The sequence below is a fragment of the Escherichia sp. WS1265 genome (assembly GCF_046487585.1).
Lineage (GTDB): Bacteria > Pseudomonadota > Gammaproteobacteria > Enterobacterales > Enterobacteriaceae > Escherichia > Escherichia coli.
Genome location: NZ_JBJQJE010000004.1, coordinates 107,726 through 124,457 on the forward strand (window position 1 = coordinate 107,726; position 16,732 = coordinate 124,457).

General features: G+C 51.3%; 22 protein-coding genes. 9 read left to right on the plus strand and 13 right to left on the minus strand.

Translation table 11 applies throughout. From position 1 onward, the window contains the following. Window positions 1–20: 20 nt before the first annotated feature. From ACJHX3_RS05735 to mdtH, 10 genes are all read right to left on the minus strand, one after another. Window positions 21–596 (minus strand): YceI family protein, encoded by a 576-nt coding sequence (locus ACJHX3_RS05735; RefSeq protein ID WP_000749257.1) that lies wholly within the window; start codon window positions 594–596, stop codon window positions 21–23. A gap of 3 nt (window positions 597–599) precedes the next feature. Next, complete coding sequence (locus tag ACJHX3_RS05740) at window positions 600–1,166, minus strand: cytochrome b (RefSeq protein WP_000011118.1); 567 nt, start codon at window positions 1,164–1,166, stop codon at window positions 600–602. 260 nt (window positions 1,167–1,426) lie between these two features. Beyond that, entirely contained in the window at window positions 1,427–1,540 is a 114-nt protein-coding gene (locus tag ACJHX3_RS05745) for a YceO family protein (RefSeq protein ID WP_001253418.1), read from the minus strand. Between the two features lie 47 nt (window positions 1,541–1,587). Then, the gene (gene solA, locus ACJHX3_RS05750; protein WP_000872831.1) at window positions 1,588–2,706 is read right to left on the minus strand and encodes an N-methyl-L-tryptophan oxidase; all 1,119 of its coding nucleotides are present in this window, start codon (window positions 2,704–2,706) and stop codon (window positions 1,588–1,590) included. A 114-nt stretch (window positions 2,707–2,820) separates the two neighbouring features. Beyond that, window positions 2,821–3,075 (minus strand): biofilm formation regulator BssS, encoded by a 255-nt coding sequence (gene bssS / locus ACJHX3_RS05755; protein WP_000414437.1) that lies wholly within the window; start codon window positions 3,073–3,075, stop codon window positions 2,821–2,823. A 289-nt stretch (window positions 3,076–3,364) separates the two neighbouring features. After that, complete coding sequence (dinI, locus tag ACJHX3_RS05760) at window positions 3,365–3,610, minus strand: DNA damage-inducible protein I (protein ID WP_001217754.1); 246 nt, start codon at window positions 3,608–3,610, stop codon at window positions 3,365–3,367. Window positions 3,611–3,683: 73 nt separating this feature from the next. Then, window positions 3,684–4,730, minus strand: a complete 1,047-nt coding sequence (gene pyrC / locus ACJHX3_RS05765) for a dihydroorotase (RefSeq protein WP_000126523.1) — start codon at window positions 4,728–4,730, stop codon at window positions 3,684–3,686. A 105-nt stretch (window positions 4,731–4,835) separates the two neighbouring features. Continuing rightward, entirely contained in the window at window positions 4,836–5,396 is a 561-nt protein-coding gene (locus ACJHX3_RS05770) for a lipoprotein (RefSeq protein ID WP_001366232.1), read from the minus strand. A 133-nt stretch (window positions 5,397–5,529) separates the two neighbouring features. Next, the gene (gene grxB / locus ACJHX3_RS05775; protein ID WP_000780912.1) at window positions 5,530–6,177 is read right to left on the minus strand and encodes a glutaredoxin 2; all 648 of its coding nucleotides are present in this window, start codon (window positions 6,175–6,177) and stop codon (window positions 5,530–5,532) included. A gap of 63 nt (window positions 6,178–6,240) precedes the next feature. Then, on the minus strand, window positions 6,241–7,449 hold the full coding sequence (mdtH, locus tag ACJHX3_RS05780) for a multidrug efflux MFS transporter MdtH (RefSeq protein ID WP_000092206.1): 1,209 nt from the start codon (window positions 7,447–7,449) through the stop codon (window positions 6,241–6,243). Window positions 7,450–7,684: 235 nt separating this feature from the next. On the opposite strand from mdtH, the gene rimJ reads away from it, so the two are divergent. From rimJ to murJ, 4 genes are all read left to right on the plus strand, one after another. Next, window positions 7,685–8,269, plus strand: coding sequence for a ribosomal protein S5-alanine N-acetyltransferase (gene rimJ, locus ACJHX3_RS05785; RefSeq protein ID WP_000468186.1), 585 nt, complete (start codon window positions 7,685–7,687; stop codon window positions 8,267–8,269). Between the two features lie 10 nt (window positions 8,270–8,279). Then, window positions 8,280–8,927 (plus strand): YceH family protein, encoded by a 648-nt coding sequence (locus ACJHX3_RS05790; RefSeq protein ID WP_000877116.1) that lies wholly within the window; start codon window positions 8,280–8,282, stop codon window positions 8,925–8,927. A gap of 1 nt (window position 8,928) precedes the next feature. Continuing rightward, a complete protein-coding gene (locus tag ACJHX3_RS05795; RefSeq protein ID WP_020233634.1) occupies window positions 8,929–9,852 on the plus strand; it encodes a Gfo/Idh/MocA family protein in 924 nt (307 codons plus the stop codon). Between the two features lie 109 nt (window positions 9,853–9,961). Continuing rightward, window positions 9,962–11,497, plus strand: a complete 1,536-nt coding sequence (murJ, locus tag ACJHX3_RS05800; RefSeq protein ID WP_024044306.1) for a murein biosynthesis integral membrane protein MurJ — start codon at window positions 9,962–9,964, stop codon at window positions 11,495–11,497. Between the two features lie 39 nt (window positions 11,498–11,536). On the opposite strand, the gene flgN is transcribed toward murJ, so the two are convergent. The 3 genes from flgN to flgA all read right to left on the minus strand — a co-directional run bounded on the left by flgN (window position 11,537) and on the right by flgA (window position 12,986). Further along, a complete protein-coding gene (gene flgN, locus ACJHX3_RS05805) occupies window positions 11,537–11,953 on the minus strand; it encodes a flagella biosynthesis chaperone FlgN (RefSeq protein WP_000197349.1) in 417 nt (138 codons plus the stop codon). Window positions 11,954–11,957: 4 nt separating this feature from the next. Continuing rightward, window positions 11,958–12,251, minus strand: coding sequence for a flagellar biosynthesis anti-sigma factor FlgM (gene flgM, locus ACJHX3_RS05810; protein WP_000020884.1), 294 nt, complete (start codon window positions 12,249–12,251; stop codon window positions 11,958–11,960). A 75-nt stretch (window positions 12,252–12,326) separates the two neighbouring features. Continuing rightward, window positions 12,327–12,986: a flagellar basal body P-ring formation chaperone FlgA gene (gene flgA, locus ACJHX3_RS05815; RefSeq protein ID WP_024044307.1), complete on the minus strand. Its 660-nt coding sequence runs from the start codon at window positions 12,984–12,986 to the stop codon at window positions 12,327–12,329. A gap of 155 nt (window positions 12,987–13,141) precedes the next feature. Here flgA and flgB point away from each other — a divergent pair, with 155 nt between their 5' ends. The 5 genes from flgB to flgF are packed head-to-tail and all read left to right on the plus strand — an operon-like array spanning window position 13,142 to window position 16,681. Next, the gene (gene flgB, locus ACJHX3_RS05820; protein ID WP_000884702.1) at window positions 13,142–13,558 is read left to right on the plus strand and encodes a flagellar basal body rod protein FlgB; all 417 of its coding nucleotides are present in this window, start codon (window positions 13,142–13,144) and stop codon (window positions 13,556–13,558) included. A 3-nt stretch (window positions 13,559–13,561) separates the two neighbouring features. Then, complete coding sequence (flgC, locus tag ACJHX3_RS05825) at window positions 13,562–13,966, plus strand: flagellar basal body rod protein FlgC (RefSeq protein WP_094322061.1); 405 nt, start codon at window positions 13,562–13,564, stop codon at window positions 13,964–13,966. An 11-nt stretch (window positions 13,967–13,977) separates the two neighbouring features. Next, window positions 13,978–14,673, plus strand: coding sequence for a flagellar hook assembly protein FlgD (gene flgD, locus ACJHX3_RS05830; RefSeq protein ID WP_000020493.1), 696 nt, complete (start codon window positions 13,978–13,980; stop codon window positions 14,671–14,673). A 24-nt stretch (window positions 14,674–14,697) separates the two neighbouring features. Continuing rightward, complete coding sequence (gene flgE / locus ACJHX3_RS05835; RefSeq protein WP_024044308.1) at window positions 14,698–15,906, plus strand: flagellar hook protein FlgE; 1,209 nt, start codon at window positions 14,698–14,700, stop codon at window positions 15,904–15,906. Between the two features lie 19 nt (window positions 15,907–15,925). Further along, window positions 15,926–16,681, plus strand: coding sequence for a flagellar basal-body rod protein FlgF (flgF, locus tag ACJHX3_RS05840; protein WP_024044309.1), 756 nt, complete (start codon window positions 15,926–15,928; stop codon window positions 16,679–16,681). Window positions 16,682–16,732 lie beyond the last annotated feature (51 nt).

The window sequence follows — 16,732 nt, forward strand, 5'->3', positions numbered from 1 at the left end:
CATCCGGCAACATTTCACGCTTACTTCTGCTGTACGCCTTCCACTGAAATAATCAGATCCACTTCCTGAGAAGCTGGACCTAAATCTGTTTTGATATTGAAGTCCTTGAGCTTAATTTTGCCTTCGGCATCGAAGCCTGCACGTTTACCGCCCCACGGGTCGTCGCCCTGACCAATTAATTTCGCTTCCAGCGTGACGGGTTTGGTTACGCCATTCAGCGTCAGATCGCCGGTAATATCCAGGTCGTCACCGTCTTTCTTCACGCTGGTGGAGGTGAATGTTGCCTGTGGATATTTTGCGGTATTGAGAAAATCCGCACTGCGAAGATGTTTATCGCGTTCGGCGTGGTTAGTATCGACGCTGGTGGTGTTAATTGTCACATTCACTTTATCGGCAGCTGGATTTTTTTCATCAAAGGTAAAAGTACCGTCGAAATCTTTAAAGGTGCCGTATAACCAGCTATAGCCAAGGTGCTGTATGCGGAAGTTAACAAAGGCGTGCTGACCTTCTTTGTCAATTTTGTAATCGGCGGCAACCGCTGAACCGGCAGAGAACATCAGGGAAGCGAAGGTTAAACCAAGCAGGCTTTTTTTCATTTTTTATACTCCATAGTCAGATGACGACTTTCCCAGCATGCGCTTCAGAGTGTCGTCTTTATCGATGAAATGATGCTTCAGGGCCATAAATCCGTGCATAACGGACAGTACTACGACGCTCCACGCGAGCCAAAAATGCAGGGCACCGGCAAAGTCAGCCTGTGCGCCAGCGTCGGCGAGGGTCGCGGGGACGTCAAACCAGCCAAAAACGCTGATCGGTTTACCATCGGCAGTTGAGATCAGATAGCCGCTGATGCCGATGGCGAACAGCAATAAGTACAATGCGAGATGTCCAGCCTTTGCGCCAAGACGAGTCATGGGCGAATAACTCTGCAGCGGACCCGGCGGTGGAGATATGACGCGCCACAGAACGCGAATAACCAGCCCCATCATTAACAAAATACCGATGCTTTTATGCAGTTCGGGTGCTTTGTGATACCAGCCATCGTAATAACTGAGCGTGACCATCCACAGACCTAAAGCAAACATGCCGTAGACAATAATTGCGCTTAGCCAATGGAAGGCCGCAGATATAACACCATAGCGTTCAGGGGTATTTGTGAATGACATAAGTGCATCCAAAACGAATTTGCGAGAGAAAGAAAATGGCGTGTCGGAGAGTGAATTGCAACACAAAAAAAACAAATTGAATGATATTTATTTTTATTTCAATAATTTTGAATTAATAATGAAAGAATCTTCATAAGTTTAGTGGGTTCAGCATCAGAGATGTCTGGTGAGTGCTGTAGAAGCAGGAATAATCTCATTCAATTTTTCACGCTAAATGAAAGGGAGATTAAATATTTGTCAGTTTATGTCAGTGCGGAAAACTAAAAATAAAACACATAGATCAGATCCATAATTGCCAACAATCCCCAGAGAAAAAGATAAAGCATCAGATGCTCGCGAATATTATTGATGAGATAGTGCAACAGCCGACGCATTAAATACTCCTGTAAAAACGGCCTCATTCTGGAGGCCGTAATGATGATTATTGGAAGCGGGAAAGCCTGAATGGCGTCAAATCAAAATCGCTTTTTTTGTCTTGCGCAAAATCGGCAGCTATTTCCCCTAAAACTGACGCAAATTTAAAACCGTGCCCGCTCAGGCCGGTAATGAGCAGTGTATTATCGTGGCCGGGTAGAGTATCGATAATAAAATCTTCGTCAGGCGAATTATCATAGGTGCAGGCAGCGCCGTACAGGCAGCAACCGATACCCGGCAAGACATTGCGCAAGAACGGGAAGGCTTCCGAACCATCGCTGACCACTTCCGCAAACGGAACACGTTCATCCGCTGAATGGATAATCTGGCCTCCGTTATGTTTGCCAATCTTCAACGCGTCGTTTTCTGCCGGAAAACCATAATATTGATCGCCATTGGGCAGTTCACCGGTAAACGCCGGGAATTTATTCTTCACGCTATAGCGCCCATCGGCCTGATACCAGGCAAATACTTTGCGTACGGGCTGGACAGGCAACTCCGGGAGCAGGTCTTTTACCCATGTTCCCGCGCAGACAATCGCTTTTTTCGCCTGATACTCACCGTCAGCCGTTTCAATAGTTACGCCATCATCGTCATGACGAATTGCGGTGACCGGGCAGTTGAACAGCTGCGCACAGCCCGCTTCCTTCGCCAGTTGGATCCAGGTTTTAATCGCCAGTTCGCTGCGCAAAAAACCGGAATCAGTCTCAAATAAGCCGATGTAGTTGTCCGGGACGCGTATTTCCGGCCAGCGGGCCATAATCCCTTGCGCATCGAGCTTTTCAACGTTGAGTTGCCATTGTTCGGCGCTGTGGGCGACGTTGGCGAGAAATGTGGAATCAGCCGGGCCAAGGTTAATGACGCCAGAGCGTACAAAAATGGGATCTTCTTCGTTGTGGCGGGAGAGTTCATCCCACAGCGTTTGCGCGCGAAGAACCAGCGGGACATACTTTTCGCCTTCACCATAAGCATGGCGAATTAATCGCGTATCGCCGTGGTGGCTGCCGTGTTGATGTGGTGGCATATGGGCGTCGGTCATTAGCACGTTTAAACCGGCACGGGTTGCATAATACCCGGCGGCAGCGCCTACGGAACCGCTGCCAATAATGATGAGATCGTATTTCATTTTTTTCTCTCTGCTCTCATGGTTTAAGCAGAGTAATTAACTGAATGCAGATATACAACCCAGAAATGGTAAAGGCACCGGTGAGGTGCCTTTTGGGTGGATGGTCATGTCATGTTAATGACGCCGATACTCGTTTACCGGGAAATCACCGGATTCAATTTTGGCGATTCCTGCTTCTAATATCGAAATAAATTGTCTGGCAACATCAGTGGTTAACCAGAGCGTCTGACCAACTTCAGTCCCTTCCTGCTCGGACTTATTTGGGGTCTGGTAGTGCAAACGCAACATCAGCGCATCATAGCTATCAACGGTGCTGATGTCCCACCCTACGAGCGGATGAGTCTGAATGACTTCATTATTTTTTTCCATCATGGCCCCCTAATTCGTGTTACTAGACAACGTTATTCGAGGTTCAATGCGTTTTTATCTGAAGCAACTTCAGTATACCAATAAGTAAGGGTATTCACCGAATTTTTAAAGGGGGGAACAGATAAATTTTTGCTTTTAAGATTTATATGAACAATAAAACAGCATGTCATTCATATTTTTTTAGCATATTGTGCAATTATTTTGAGGAAGTGTAGAAATTTTGTACTCAAAATTTGTAAGTAAAATAAAAAAGCCGGGGCGACCCGGCAAAAACAAAAATCACTGCATATTATTCGCTGACAAACCAGTCATCGGCGCTTTCCCACGTTTCCTGGAGAATTTCGCTAATGCGCTGTTTATCTTCTTTTGTTGCGCCAATAACCGATAAATTATTCGCTGCGGCATAACGTACCGATACGTGGCCTTCATTATCAGGAAACGCATACTGAATACGGCGGGAAAGTTCGCCAGCCAGGGCGTCAATAGCCCCAGCTGGCAATGGAGAAGTTTTCGCTATGGTGACTTCAATTCGCATAATAGCCCCCTGTTGAATATACTGGTTATTTATACAGGTAAAATAACCTAATGACAACAGGAAGCTACGATTTTTATTGTTTAACGGACCAGCGTACCGTTTCCCCGGCGAGGAATGGCACCAGTGTGTCATCAGTCAGTGCGATGCTTGCAGCAACCTGTTGTTCTTCGTGGACCAGTTCGATGAATGTGTCGTTGACCGGCAAGCCATAGAACTGCGGGCCGTTTACAGAACAGAATGCTTCAAAGTGCTGCAGAGCATTCATCTCTTCAAAGACGGTAGCGTAACTGCCCAGCGCGGTTGGGGCGTTGAAGCAGCCCGCGCAGCCGCAGCTGCTCTCTTTGCGATGACGTGCATGCGGCGCAGAATCCGTACCGAGGAATACGCGATTAAAACCGCTGGCGACCAGTTCACGCAATGCCTGTTGGTGAATATTGCGTTTGAGGATGGGTAGACAATACAGATGTGGACGCACGCCACCAACCAGCATATGGTTGCGGTTAAACATCAGATGCTGCGGAGTGATGGTGGCAGCCAGCCGTTCATTTCCGTTACGGACATAGTCGGCAGCATCTTTGGTGGTGATGTGCTCAAAAACGACTTTCAGCGCAGTCAGGCGCTGGCGCAGCGGTTCCATCACGCTTTCTATAAAGCGTGCTTCACGATCAAAAATGTCGATATCTGCATGTGTCACTTCACCATGCACCAGTAACGGCATACCGATTTTTTCCATGCGCTCAAGTACCGGCATGATTGCGTCAACTGACGTCACGCCGTGACTTGAGTTAGTAGTTGCGTTTGCCGGGTAAAGTTTTGCAGCGGTGAACACGCCTTCGTTAAATCCGCGCTCTAGCTCATTAGGGTCTAGTGAATCTGTCAAATAACAGGTCATCAGCGGGGTGAAATCGTGCCCGGCAGGTACGGCGTCAAGAATACGCTGGCGATACGCCACGGCGGCCCCAACGCTGGTCACGGGCGGAGCCAGATTGGGCATTACGATAGCCCGTCCATAAATTTCGCTGGTATACGGCACGACAGTTTTTAACATGTCGCCATCGCGGAGGTGAAGGTGCCAGTCGTCTGGGCGGCGGATCTTTAATACCTGGGATGGTGCAGTCATTAATCTCTATGCTCCGGCTGAAGGGATGTTTTTGCCGGACACAAAGGATAAGCGGAAACGTTTTCCTTTGCACGAAAAATAAAGGGCGCGAATGCGCCCTCGTGATTAATCAGTAAACGGAATGACAATTTCGCCTGGCTTCACTTCAATGCCTTTCGCCAGTTTCTTCGCCATTGCTTCGCCCTGGCTGCCATCTTCGCGCAGGACGTAAGCTGGTTGCTGGTTAAAGTAATTGCGTAATGCCTGGTTCAAATAGGGGAGCAACGTTTGCATCACCGTTTGCATTTTTTCCGGTTGTACCGTCGCACCGACCACTTCCATCTCTTTCAGGAAGATCGCACCTTTTTCTTTATCAAACACGGGCAGCGCTTTCAGCTTCAGTTTCATGGTCGCTTTCTGGCTACCGAACAGGGAGTTCATGTCCAGATTGGCGTCTCCGGTTAGGGTAACCTTATTCGGCTCTTCGCGACCAATTTGGCTGGTCAGGTTTGTCAGAACAATATGGGCGTCAGCCACGCCGGGTAAACCGATATCTTTTGAGAAATTATTATGTTTCGCAAGCGACTGGTTAATTTCTTGTTCGGTGATGGTGTATTGGGTGAGTTGATTACAGCCAACGAGCAGGCCACTGACGATCAATGCAGCGGCAAATAAAAACTTGTTCATGGTAGTCCTCGACATGAAATCTGCGTCAATATCCTGACACAACGCAGCATGTGTCACCAGCGATAAACGCGCCAGCAGAAAAAACTGAAAACGGCGGCAACCCGCGAATACAGGCTGCCGCGGCGGGTCAGGATTAAATCGCCATTGATGATAACAAATTGATTTGTGTCTGTTTCGCCATATTATCGCGGTAATCAGCAACGCGGCTTGGCCAGTTGATTCCGGCTACCAGCGTCAGATTACGCAGTAGCGGAAAAAGCTGAATATCATCTTCCGAAAGTTCGCCATTCACGGCGTTCGGTTTGACGATCAGTTTGTCCAGCGCACGTAAATCATCGCTGATATTCTTAATCAGACCGTCAGAGTGGGCCAGCAGGTCGGCAAAATTACCCGCGCTGGCCTCTTTCTTGTCGACGAAATATTTGCGCGCGGCGGGAGTAGAAAACTCATCAAATGCCGATTTGGCAAAACGCGGCAACAGCAGTTTGTTGGCGTAGCCATTGACCTTGCGCAGCCACTCTTCAATGGCAGGGGAACGTTTGCCGGTCAGTAACGGTTTGCCGTCGAGTTTATCGACATAGTGAACGATGTCCATGCTTTCTGGCATATAGCGGCTGTCATCTTTTTGCAGAATGGGAACCTGTTTTTGACCGACCATCCGGGTGGGTGTTTCTGCGTCGTCGTTGAGCAGAACATGTAATTCGACGGGGATATTTTTCAGGCCGAAAATCATGCGGGCTTTGAGGCAGTAAGGGCAGTGATCGTAAATGTATAGCTTCACGTGACTCCTCCATTTGGCTGTCAGTTCACTTTCAGTATGGAGGAGTCAGGGGGGAGTATCAAATCAGGCGTCGCGTTCAAGCAAACGACGCGCGGCGCGTTTCTGGCTAAACTGCCAACCCAGCGCAAGGAAAGTGAAGATGCCAATAATGCCCAGCATCATCCACGGAAGCTCTGGCTGGTGTGCCGATTTGCCCAGGTCAAACAGCCAGCCGCCACCGATATAACCAATAGCGCCGCCAATCGCCAGACCCAGACGGCTAAACCCCATATAGCTGCCGCGAGCTCTTGCGTCTGCCAGCGAAGCACTTAAGGTTTCACGCGCAGGCTCGGCAATGATCGACCCGATATAAAACAGACAAATCAGGGTGAAAAGTTGTTGCAGGCCGCTGACCATGCCCACCGGCATCATGCTTAATGACATTATCAACAGCCCAGCCATCAACCGGTGTTCCAGACGAAAATGCTTTTCACTCCAGCGGGCGATAGGATAGAGCAACGTTAACGACAGACACGCTTCAATGGCATACATCCATTTAACGGCAGAGGGCGCGCCCGCCACGTCGTTGACCATAATTGGCAGCATCAGCATCACTTGTACAGCCAGCATGTAGTAACCCGCCAGCGTCAGGACATAGGTGACAAAACGCTTGTCGCGCATCACGCGGGTCATGCCTTCGCGAACGGGCGTGCGTACGGTGGAGAGTTTCCATGCCGGTAACAACCACGCATTGAACGCTGCACACAGCACAAACAAAACTGCCCCTGTGGCGCAGACCAGGCGAAAGTCGTATTGCAACAGCCAGCTACCCAACAATGCGCCAATGACCGCACCGGCACTGTCCTGCATCATCAACAGCGAGAAAAAACGACCACGCTGTTGTGGACGGATTAGTTTCACCACCAGCGCCGAACGCGGCGGATCAAACAACGTGCCGCCGAGTCCCGAGAGCAGGCATGAAAACCACAATAGCCACGGTTCGTGGGCGATACCCATCGTGGCGAATCCGGCGGCACGCATCAGCATACCGGTAACAATCATCGGTTTGGCACCAAAGCGGTCGGCAATTGCGCCGCCGAAAATACCCAGACCTTGCTGAATAAACTGGCGTAGGCCGAGGGCAATACCGACCATGACGGCGGCCCAGCCCATTTGATCAACGAAGCGGATAGAGATCAGCGGGAAGACAACAAAGAACCCCAGCACGACCAGCATATTATCGATGAGCAGGAAATATTTACCCAGGTTCCTCGCCTGCGACACGCGGGACATTTCCCCTCCCGGGAAATAAAAGATGAGCACTTTCTATTCTGCATTGCCGCTAAGACTTTTCCCATCACTTCGGGGACAATATTTTTTTATCAAAACGTCGCTTTGATAGAGAGTTTTTATCAAATATGTGAATAATGCAGAAAATGGCATTCTGGACTTTTCACAGGGTCTGGTTGCGCAGGTATAGTAATACTTACAGCGTATTAAAGACGTTACGGGAAGGAGTAGGTATAGAATGTTTGGCTATCGCAGTAACGTGCCAAAAGTGCGCTTAACCACAGACCGACTGGTCGTGCGTCTGGTGCATGATCGTGATGCCTGGCGTCTTGCGGATTATTACGCAGAGAATCGCCATTTCCTCAAGCCCTGGGAGCCAGTGCGCGACGAAAGCCACTGTTATCCATCAGGCTGGCAGGCCAGGCTAGGGATGATTAACGAATTTCATAAACAAGGTTCAGCTTTCTACTTTGGCTTATTCGACCCGGACGAAAAAGAGATTATTGGCGTTGCCAATTTTTCCAATGTTGTTCGTGGCTCTTTTCATGCCTGCTATCTCGGTTATTCGATTGGGCAAAAATGGCAGGGCAAAGGACTCATGTTTGAAGCCCTGACCGCAGCCATTCGTTATATGCAGCGCACCCAACATATTCATCGCATTATGGCTAATTATATGCCGCACAATAAACGCAGCGGTGATTTACTGGCGCGACTGGGTTTTGAAAAAGAAGGCTATGCGAAAGACTATCTGTTGATTGATGGACAATGGCGCGATCACGTACTGACGGCATTAACTACCCCAGACTGGACGCCCGGCCGCTAAGGAGAATCTCTTGAAATATCAACTGACCGCCCTGGAAGCCCGCGTGATTGGCTGCTTGCTGGAAAAGCAGGTGACCACGCCGGAGCAATACCCGCTCTCAGTAAATGGTGTAGTCACGGCCTGTAATCAGAAAACGAACCGTGAACCGGTCATGAATCTGAGTGAATCCGAAGTGCAGGAACAGCTGGATAATCTGGTCAAACGTCATTATCTACGCACAGTGAGCGGTTTTGGTAATCGGGTCACCAAATATGAGCAACGTTTTTGTAATTCAGAATTTGGCGATCTGAAACTGAGCGCCGCAGAAGTGGCGTTAATCACCACGTTGTTATTGCGTGGTGCCCAGACGCCGGGTGAACTGCGCAGCCGCGCCGCGCGAATGTATGAATTCAGCGATATGGCGGAAGTGGAGTCGACGCTGGAACAACTGGCAAATCGCGAAGATGGTCCTTTTGTGGTGCGTCTGGCCCGCGAACCGGGTAAACGTGAAAGCCGCTACATGCATCTTTTCAGTGGTGAGGTTGAAGATCAGCCGGCGGTAACGGATATGTCGAACGCGGTTGACGGTGATTTACAGGCACGCGTCGAAGCCCTGGAAATCGAAGTGGCAGAACTGAAACAGCGTCTTGATTCGTTGCTGGCCCATCTGGGAGATTAAAGTGAAAAAATTACGTATCGGCGTAGTGGGATTAGGCGGCATTGCGCAAAAAGCGTGGTTACCGGTGCTGGCGGCAGCGTCTGACTGGATGTTACAAGGAGCCTGGTCGCCTACGCGCGCGAAAGCCCTGCCAATTTGTGAAAGCTGGCGCATTCCTTATGCCGATTCGTTATCCAGCCTTGCCGCCAGTTGCGATGCTGTTTTTGTGCATTCCAGCACCGCCAGCCACTTTGACGTGGTCAGTACGTTACTCAATGCGGGGGTACATGTCTGTGTCGATAAACCGCTGGCAGAAAATCTGCGCGATGCTGAACGGCTGGTGGAACTTGCGGCGCGGAAAAAACTGACGTTGATGGTCGGTTTTAACCGTCGTTTCGCACCACTCTACGGTGAGTTAAAAACGCAACTCGCCACCGCAGCCTCGCTAAGAATGGATAAACATCGTAGCAATAGCGTCGGGCCACACGATCTTTATTTCACGTTGCTGGATGATTATCTGCATGTGGTGGATACCGCGCTGTGGTTGTCGGGCGGTAAAGCCTCTCTGGATGGCGGTACGCTACTGACTAATGACGCTGGCGAAATGCTGTTTGCCGAGCACCATTTTTCGGCCGGTCCTTTGCAGATCACCACCTGTATGCATCGCCGTGCCGGAAGCCAGCGTGAAACCGTGCAGGCCGTGACTGACGGTGCGCTCATCGACATTACGGATATGCGCGAATGGCGTGAGGAGCGTGGGCAGGGTGTAGTGAATAAACCGATTCCTGGTTGGCAGAGTACGCTTGAGCAACGTGGATTTGTCGGCTGTGCGCGGCACTTCATTGAATGCGTGCAAAATCAGACAGTTCCGCAAACCGCCGGCGAACAGGCTGTGCTGGCGCAACGTATCGTTGACAAGATCTGGCGCGATGCGATGAGTGAATAAACCCTGTAACATCTGGCGGTAGCAATTCACCATAATCCAGGTAGACTATTCGCCTCTTTCAGCGCCTGCCTTGCAGGCGTTTTGCCCGTGGGTCTGGATTAGAACACCGATGAATTTATTAAAATCGCTGGCCGCCGTCAGCTCGATGACCATGTTTTCGCGTGTGCTTGGCTTCGCACGTGACGCAATTGTCGCCAGAATCTTTGGCGCAGGGATGGCAACCGACGCCTTTTTCGTCGCTTTTAAACTTCCTAACTTGTTACGCCGTATCTTTGCCGAAGGGGCATTTTCCCAGGCATTTGTACCGATTCTGGCGGAATATAAAAGTAAGCAGGGTGAAGACGCCACGCGGGTCTTTGTCTCTTATGTTTCTGGTCTGTTGACACTCGCGCTGGCGGTTGTGACGGTCGCTGGCATGCTCGCCGCACCGTGGGTGATCATGGTGACTGCGCCAGGCTTCGCTGACACAGCTGACAAATTTGCCCTGACCAGCCAGCTACTAAAGATTACCTTTCCCTATATCTTGCTGATCTCCCTGGCGTCGCTGGTGGGAGCGATTCTGAATACGTGGAACCGCTTCTCGATTCCGGCGTTTGCTCCAACACTGCTTAACATCAGCATGATTGGTTTCGCGCTGTTTGCCGCACCGTACTTTAACCCACCGGTGCTGGCGCTGGCGTGGGCTGTTACGGTCGGCGGCGTCCTGCAGCTGGTGTATCAGCTACCGCACCTGAAGAAGATCGGCATGCTGGTCCTGCCGCGCATTAACTTCCACGATGCCGGAGCAATGCGCGTGGTAAAACAGATGGGACCGGCGATCCTTGGCGTCTCTGTGAGCCAGATCTCCTTAATCATCAACACCATTTTTGCCTCGTTTCTTGCTTCCGGTTCGGTGTCTTGGATGTATTACGCCGACCGCTTAATGGAGTTTCCGTCCGGTGTGCTGGGCGTGGCGCTTGGCACCATTTTGCTGCCGTCGCTGTCGAAAAGTTTTGCCAGTGGCAATCATGATGAATACAACCGTTTGATGGACTGGGGGCTGCGTCTTTGTTTCCTGTTGGCGCTGCCGAGTGCGGTTGCGTTGGGCATTCTTTCAGGTCCGTTAACCGTTTCGCTGTTCCAGTACGGTAAATTTACCGCCTTTGATGCGCTGATGACCCAGCGGGCGTTAATTGCCTACTCGGTGGGTTTGATTGGCCTGATTGTAGTGAAAGTGTTGGCTCCTGGCTTTTATTCCCGCCAGGACATTAAAACGCCAGTGAAAATTGCCATCGTTACGCTGATTTTAACGCAATTGATGAACCTGGCGTTTATCGGTCTGTTGAAACATGCCGGGCTGTCACTTTCTATTGGTCTGGCGGCGTGTCTGAATGCTTCGCTGCTTTACTGGCAGTTGCGTAAGCAGAAAATCTTTACCCCGCAACCTGGCTGGATGGCGTTTCTGTTGCGTCTGGTGGTGGCGGTACTGGTGATGTCGGGCGTGCTTTTAGGTATGTTACATATCATGCCGGAGTGGTCATTGGGTACCATGCCCTGGCGCTTACTGCGTTTAATGGCGGTCGTGCTGGCGGGGATTGCCGCGTACTTTGCAGCACTGGCGGTACTGGGCTTCAAAGTTAAAGAGTTTGCCCGCCGGACGGTGTAACAAGGCATTCCGGCCTGCAGTGCAGGCCGGAGATAATCTTCAGATCGAAATCTTTTTACTGCCGCGATGGGTTGTTGAGGTCTGACCGTTCGCTCCATATAGCGTCGGTTCCTGATGCGGTTTCAACATTTCCAGCGCCTGTTGATTGCGCTCAATCTGTCCTTCCAGTAACCAGCCGTTATGTTGATTCATTTGGCGTAGTTGCTGCGTTTTCACAGTAATATCCTGCCAGCGTTGACTAATATCAACGCTATTTGCTGAATTGGGTTCTTTCCTGCGTAACTGTTCGAGGTAATCCAGCGTCGCCAGCAGTGAGCTTTTTTGTTCTGTAATCCATTGCAACTGGCTGCCGTTGATCTGCCCCATAGAGAGATGTTGCTGCTCTTGATCCATTACCGTTTTGAGATCGTTAAGCACAGCGGACATCTGGTCGAGGATCTCTGCAAGACGTGTCATACGATCAGTTACTCTGCAAGTCTTGCTGAGCTTCGTTGATCAGCGCATCGGCAATTTTGCCTGTGTCCATTTTTAGTTCACCGTTACGAATCGCCAGTTTTAACGCTTCGACACGTTCAAGATTGATATCACTGCTGCCGGGTTGCATCAGTTTTGCTTGCGCGTCGCTTAACGTCACACTGGTGCTGGTGGAGGCGGTTGTTTTTGCCGCCCGGGTGTTCGTTACCGGCGCGTCAGTGGTTTCGCGCGGTTGAACGGTGCTTACGGGCTTCAGAGGCGAAGTGCGATCAATACTCATGGTTTATTCCTCATTGAGGGCGCTTTTATCATGTGTTGCTTATTTATCGGCAAGGGACGGGTAATCTTTAACAGCTTACAGGTTTATAAGAATATTCCCATCTGCATCAACAACGCCGCTGACCACTTGTCCCGATACCATGCGCACCCGCGCATTCTGTGCGACGGCAGCATTGTTCAGCGCCTGACCTTCTGCGTTGGCGCTAAACCCATCACCGCTGGCGATCACGTTGACGCGTTGTCCCGCTTTTACCCGCCATGCCTGGCGAAACTGGGTTAACTGGATAGGTTGATCGGGTGATAGATCGCGCAGGCTAACGGCATCAACAAGTTGATTGATATCCAGCACCGTACGCGGTGGCAAGGTGTCCAGCCGTCCGCGTTTCAGTTTGACATTGCCAGCTTCCAGCTTTCCTCCCCGCACAATGGGAATTGCGGCAACCACATAATTTCCTGTGGCCTGCACATTAACCTGTAAATATCGTTTGTCGTTACCGCAGCGTGCCAACACATTCACATTGCCCCACAGGCGGGAATTATTGCTCATCGAAAGCAATGGCTGCTCGCACGGCGGTAGTAGATTGGGCGCTGTACGAATAGAAACACGAACCTCATCACTTACCCCCGCGAGCTGGGCGCTAAAAAAGGTGTGCAATTGCGATGTGAGATTGCTCGCCGCACTTAACGGACTGAACAGTATCGCGATGATCGCCACGCTACGTTTTATTGCCAGCATTTTCGCCCCCCAGCCATTTCTACAACGTGAATTGTACCTGTCCGCAATGACCATCAACGGCATAAATAGCGACCCATTTTGCGTTTATTCCGCCGATAACGCGCGCGTAAAGGCATTTAAGCTGATGGCAGAATTTTGATACCTGCGGAGGAGATATGCTCGATAAGCTCGACGCCGCCTTACGTTTTCAACAAGAGGCGCTCAATCTGCGCGCCCAGCGTCAGGAAGTGCTGGCAGCAAACATCGCCAATGCCGATACCCCTGGTTATCAGGCGCGCGATATCGATTTTGCCAGTGAACTTAAAAAAGTCATGCAACGTGGACGGGATGCAACAAGCGTGGTTGCACTGACGATGACCTCAACGCAACACATTCCGGCGCAGGCGCTGACGCCTCCTACCGCAGAACTGCAATACCGTATTCCGGACCAGCCTTCGCTTGACGGTAATACCGTCGATATGGATCGCGAACGCACCCAGTTTGCCGATAACAGCCTGCAATACCAGATGAGCCTTAGTGCGTTGAGCGGGCAAATCAAAGGCATGATGAACGTTTTACAGAGCGGAAATTAACGGATGGCACTGCTGAATATTTTTGATATCGCCGGGTCGGCGTTAACTGCCCAGTCCCAGCGCCTGAACGTGGCGGCCAGTAATCTGGCGAATGCTGATAGCGTGACCGGTCCCGATGGACAGCCATATCGGGCAAAACAGGTGGTATTCCAGGTTAACGCTGCACCAGGTGCTGCGACAGGCGGCGTAAAGGTTGCCGATGTTATAGAAAGTCAGGCCCCGGACAAACTGGTTTATGAACCGGGTAATCCGCTGGCGGATGCAAAGGGCTACGTGAAAATGCCAAACGTTGATGTCGTCGGGGAGATGGTTAACACCATGTCGACGTCACGCAGCTATCAGGCCAATGTTGAAGTGCTCAACACGGTGAAAAGCATGATGCTGAAAACCCTTACGCTCGGTCAATAAAGGAGAAAGCTATGTCCATTGCGGTAACCACCACCGATCCGACAAATACCGGCGTCAGTACCACCAGCAGTAGTTCGCTCACGGGCAGCAACGCCGCAGATTTACAAAGCAGTTTTCTGACTTTGCTGGTGGCGCAGCTGAAAAACCAGGACCCGACCAATCCAATGGAAAACAACGAGCTGACGTCGCAACTGGCACAAATCAGCACGGTCAGCGGGATTGAAAAACTCAATACCACGCTCGGATCTATTTCCGGACAGATTGATAACAGCCAGTCGTTACAGGCCAGTAACCTGATCGGTCACGGCGTGATGATCCCCGGCACCACTGTTCTTGCGGGAACCGGTAGTGAAGAAGGGGCTGTGACCACGACCACGCCGTTTGGTGTTGAGCTGCAACAGGCGGCAGACAAAGTTACGGCCACCATCACCGATAAAAATGGCGCGGTTGTGCGTACCATTGATATTGGTGAACTGACCGCCGGAGTCCACAGTTTCACTTGGGACGGTACGTTGACTGACGGCACCACTGCGCCGAACGGTTCTTACAACGTAGCGATTAGCGCCAGTAACGGTGGTACACAACTGGTTGCCCAGCCGCTGCAGTTTGCTCTGGTGCAGGGTGTGATCCGCGGCAACAACGGTAATACGCTGGATCTCGGCACTTACGGCACCACCACCCTCGACGAAGTACGGCAGATAATTTAAGCCTTCACATTTCAGGAGTCAGTCATGGCCTTTTCTCAAGCGGTTAGCGGATTAAACGCTGCCGCCACCAACCTCGATGTTATTGGCAACAATATCGCCAACTCCGCCACCTACGGCTTTAAATCAGGCACGGCCTCTTTTGCCGATATGTTTGCCGGTTCGAAAGTGGGACTGGGGGTAAAAGTTGCCGGTATCACCCAGGACTTTACCGATGGCACGACCACCAACACCGGGCGAGGTCTGGACGTTGCTATCAGCCAGAACGGTTTTTTCCGTCTGGTAGACAGCAACGGTTCGGTGTTCTACAGCCGTAACGGACAATTTAAGCTGGATGAAAACCGTAACCTGGTGAATATGCAAGGTTTACAGCTGACGGGTTACCCGGCAACCGGTACGCCGCCGACTATTCAGCAAGGGGCGAATCCGACCAATATTTCGATCCCGAATACCCTGATGGCAGCGAAAACTACCACCACGGCGTCGATGCAGATCAACCTGAATTCCAGTGATCCGCTTCCCTCTGTTAACGCATTTGATGCCAGCAATGCGGATAGCTATAACAAAAAAGGTTCGGTGACTGTTTTCGATAGTCAGGGTAATGCTCATGACATGAGCGTGTATTTTGTGAAGACCGGGGATAATAACTGGCAGGTCTACACCCAGGATAGCAGTGATCCAAACAGCATTGCGAAGACAGCGACAACACTGGAATTTAATGCTAATGGCACATTAGTGGATGGTGCGATGGCGAATAATATCGCAACCGGCGCAATTAACGGCGCAGATCCCGCCACGTTTAGCCTGAGCTTCCTCAACTCCATGCAGCAAAATACCGGTGCTAACAACATTGTGGCAACCACCCAGAACGGCTACAAACCGGGCGATCTGGTGAGTTATCAAATCAATGATGACGGTACGGTTGTCGGCAACTATTCCAACGAACAAACCCAACTGCTGGGGCAGATTGTACTGGCGAACTTTGCCAACAACGAAGGTCTGGCATCCGAAGGCGACAACGTCTGGTCTGCGACGCAATCTTCTGGCGTGGCGCTGTTGGGGACAGCAGGGACGGGCAACTTTGGCACCCTGACCAACGGTGCGCTGGAAGCGTCCAACGTCGATCTCAGTAAAGAACTGGTCAATATGATCGTTGCTCAGCGTAACTATCAGTCTAACGCCCAGACCATCAAAACCCAGGACCAGATCCTCAACACGCTGGTTAACTTACGCTAATCGCTGACGGGATAGCTCAATGGATCACGCAATTTATACCGCGATGGGAGCAGCCAGCCAGACGTTGAATCAACAGGCGGTAACCGCCAGTAATCTGGCCAATGCCTCTACGCCCGGTTTTCGCGCGCAGTTAAACGCCTTGCGCGCAGTGCCGGTGGAAGGGCTTTCACTGCCCACGCGCACGCTGGTAACGGCGTCAACGCCGGGTGCAGACATGACGCCCGGCAAGATGGATTACACCTCGCGCCCGCTGGACGTTGCGTTGCAGCAGGATGGCTGGCTGGCCGTGCAGACCGCTGACGGCAGCGAAGGGTATACGCGTAATGGCAGCATTCAGGTTGATCCCACCGGGCAACTGACAATTCAGGGGCATCCGGTGATAGGCGAGGCGGGGCCAATTGCTGTGCCGGAAGGGGCGGAAATCACTATTGCTGCCGATGGCACAATCGCGGCGCTGAATCCGGGCGATCCGGCAAATACGGTTGCGCCAGTGGGGCGTCTGAAACTGGTGAAAGCCACGGGCAGCGAAGTGCAGCGCGGTGACGACGGCATTTTTCGTTTAAGCGCGGAAAGCCAGGCCACGCGTGGGCCGGTACTGCAGGCAGATCCAACCTTGCGTGTGATGTCGGGAGTTCTGGAAGGCAGTAACGTCAATGCCGTTGCGGCAATGAGCGACATGATTGCCAGCGCGCGGCGTTTTGAAATGCAGATGAAGGTGATCAGCAGCGTCGATGATAACGCAGGCCGTGCCAACCAACTGCTGTCGATGAGTTAATTAAACGATTGATGACATTGCAATAAAAGCGCGCGGACTATTCTCTCGCCC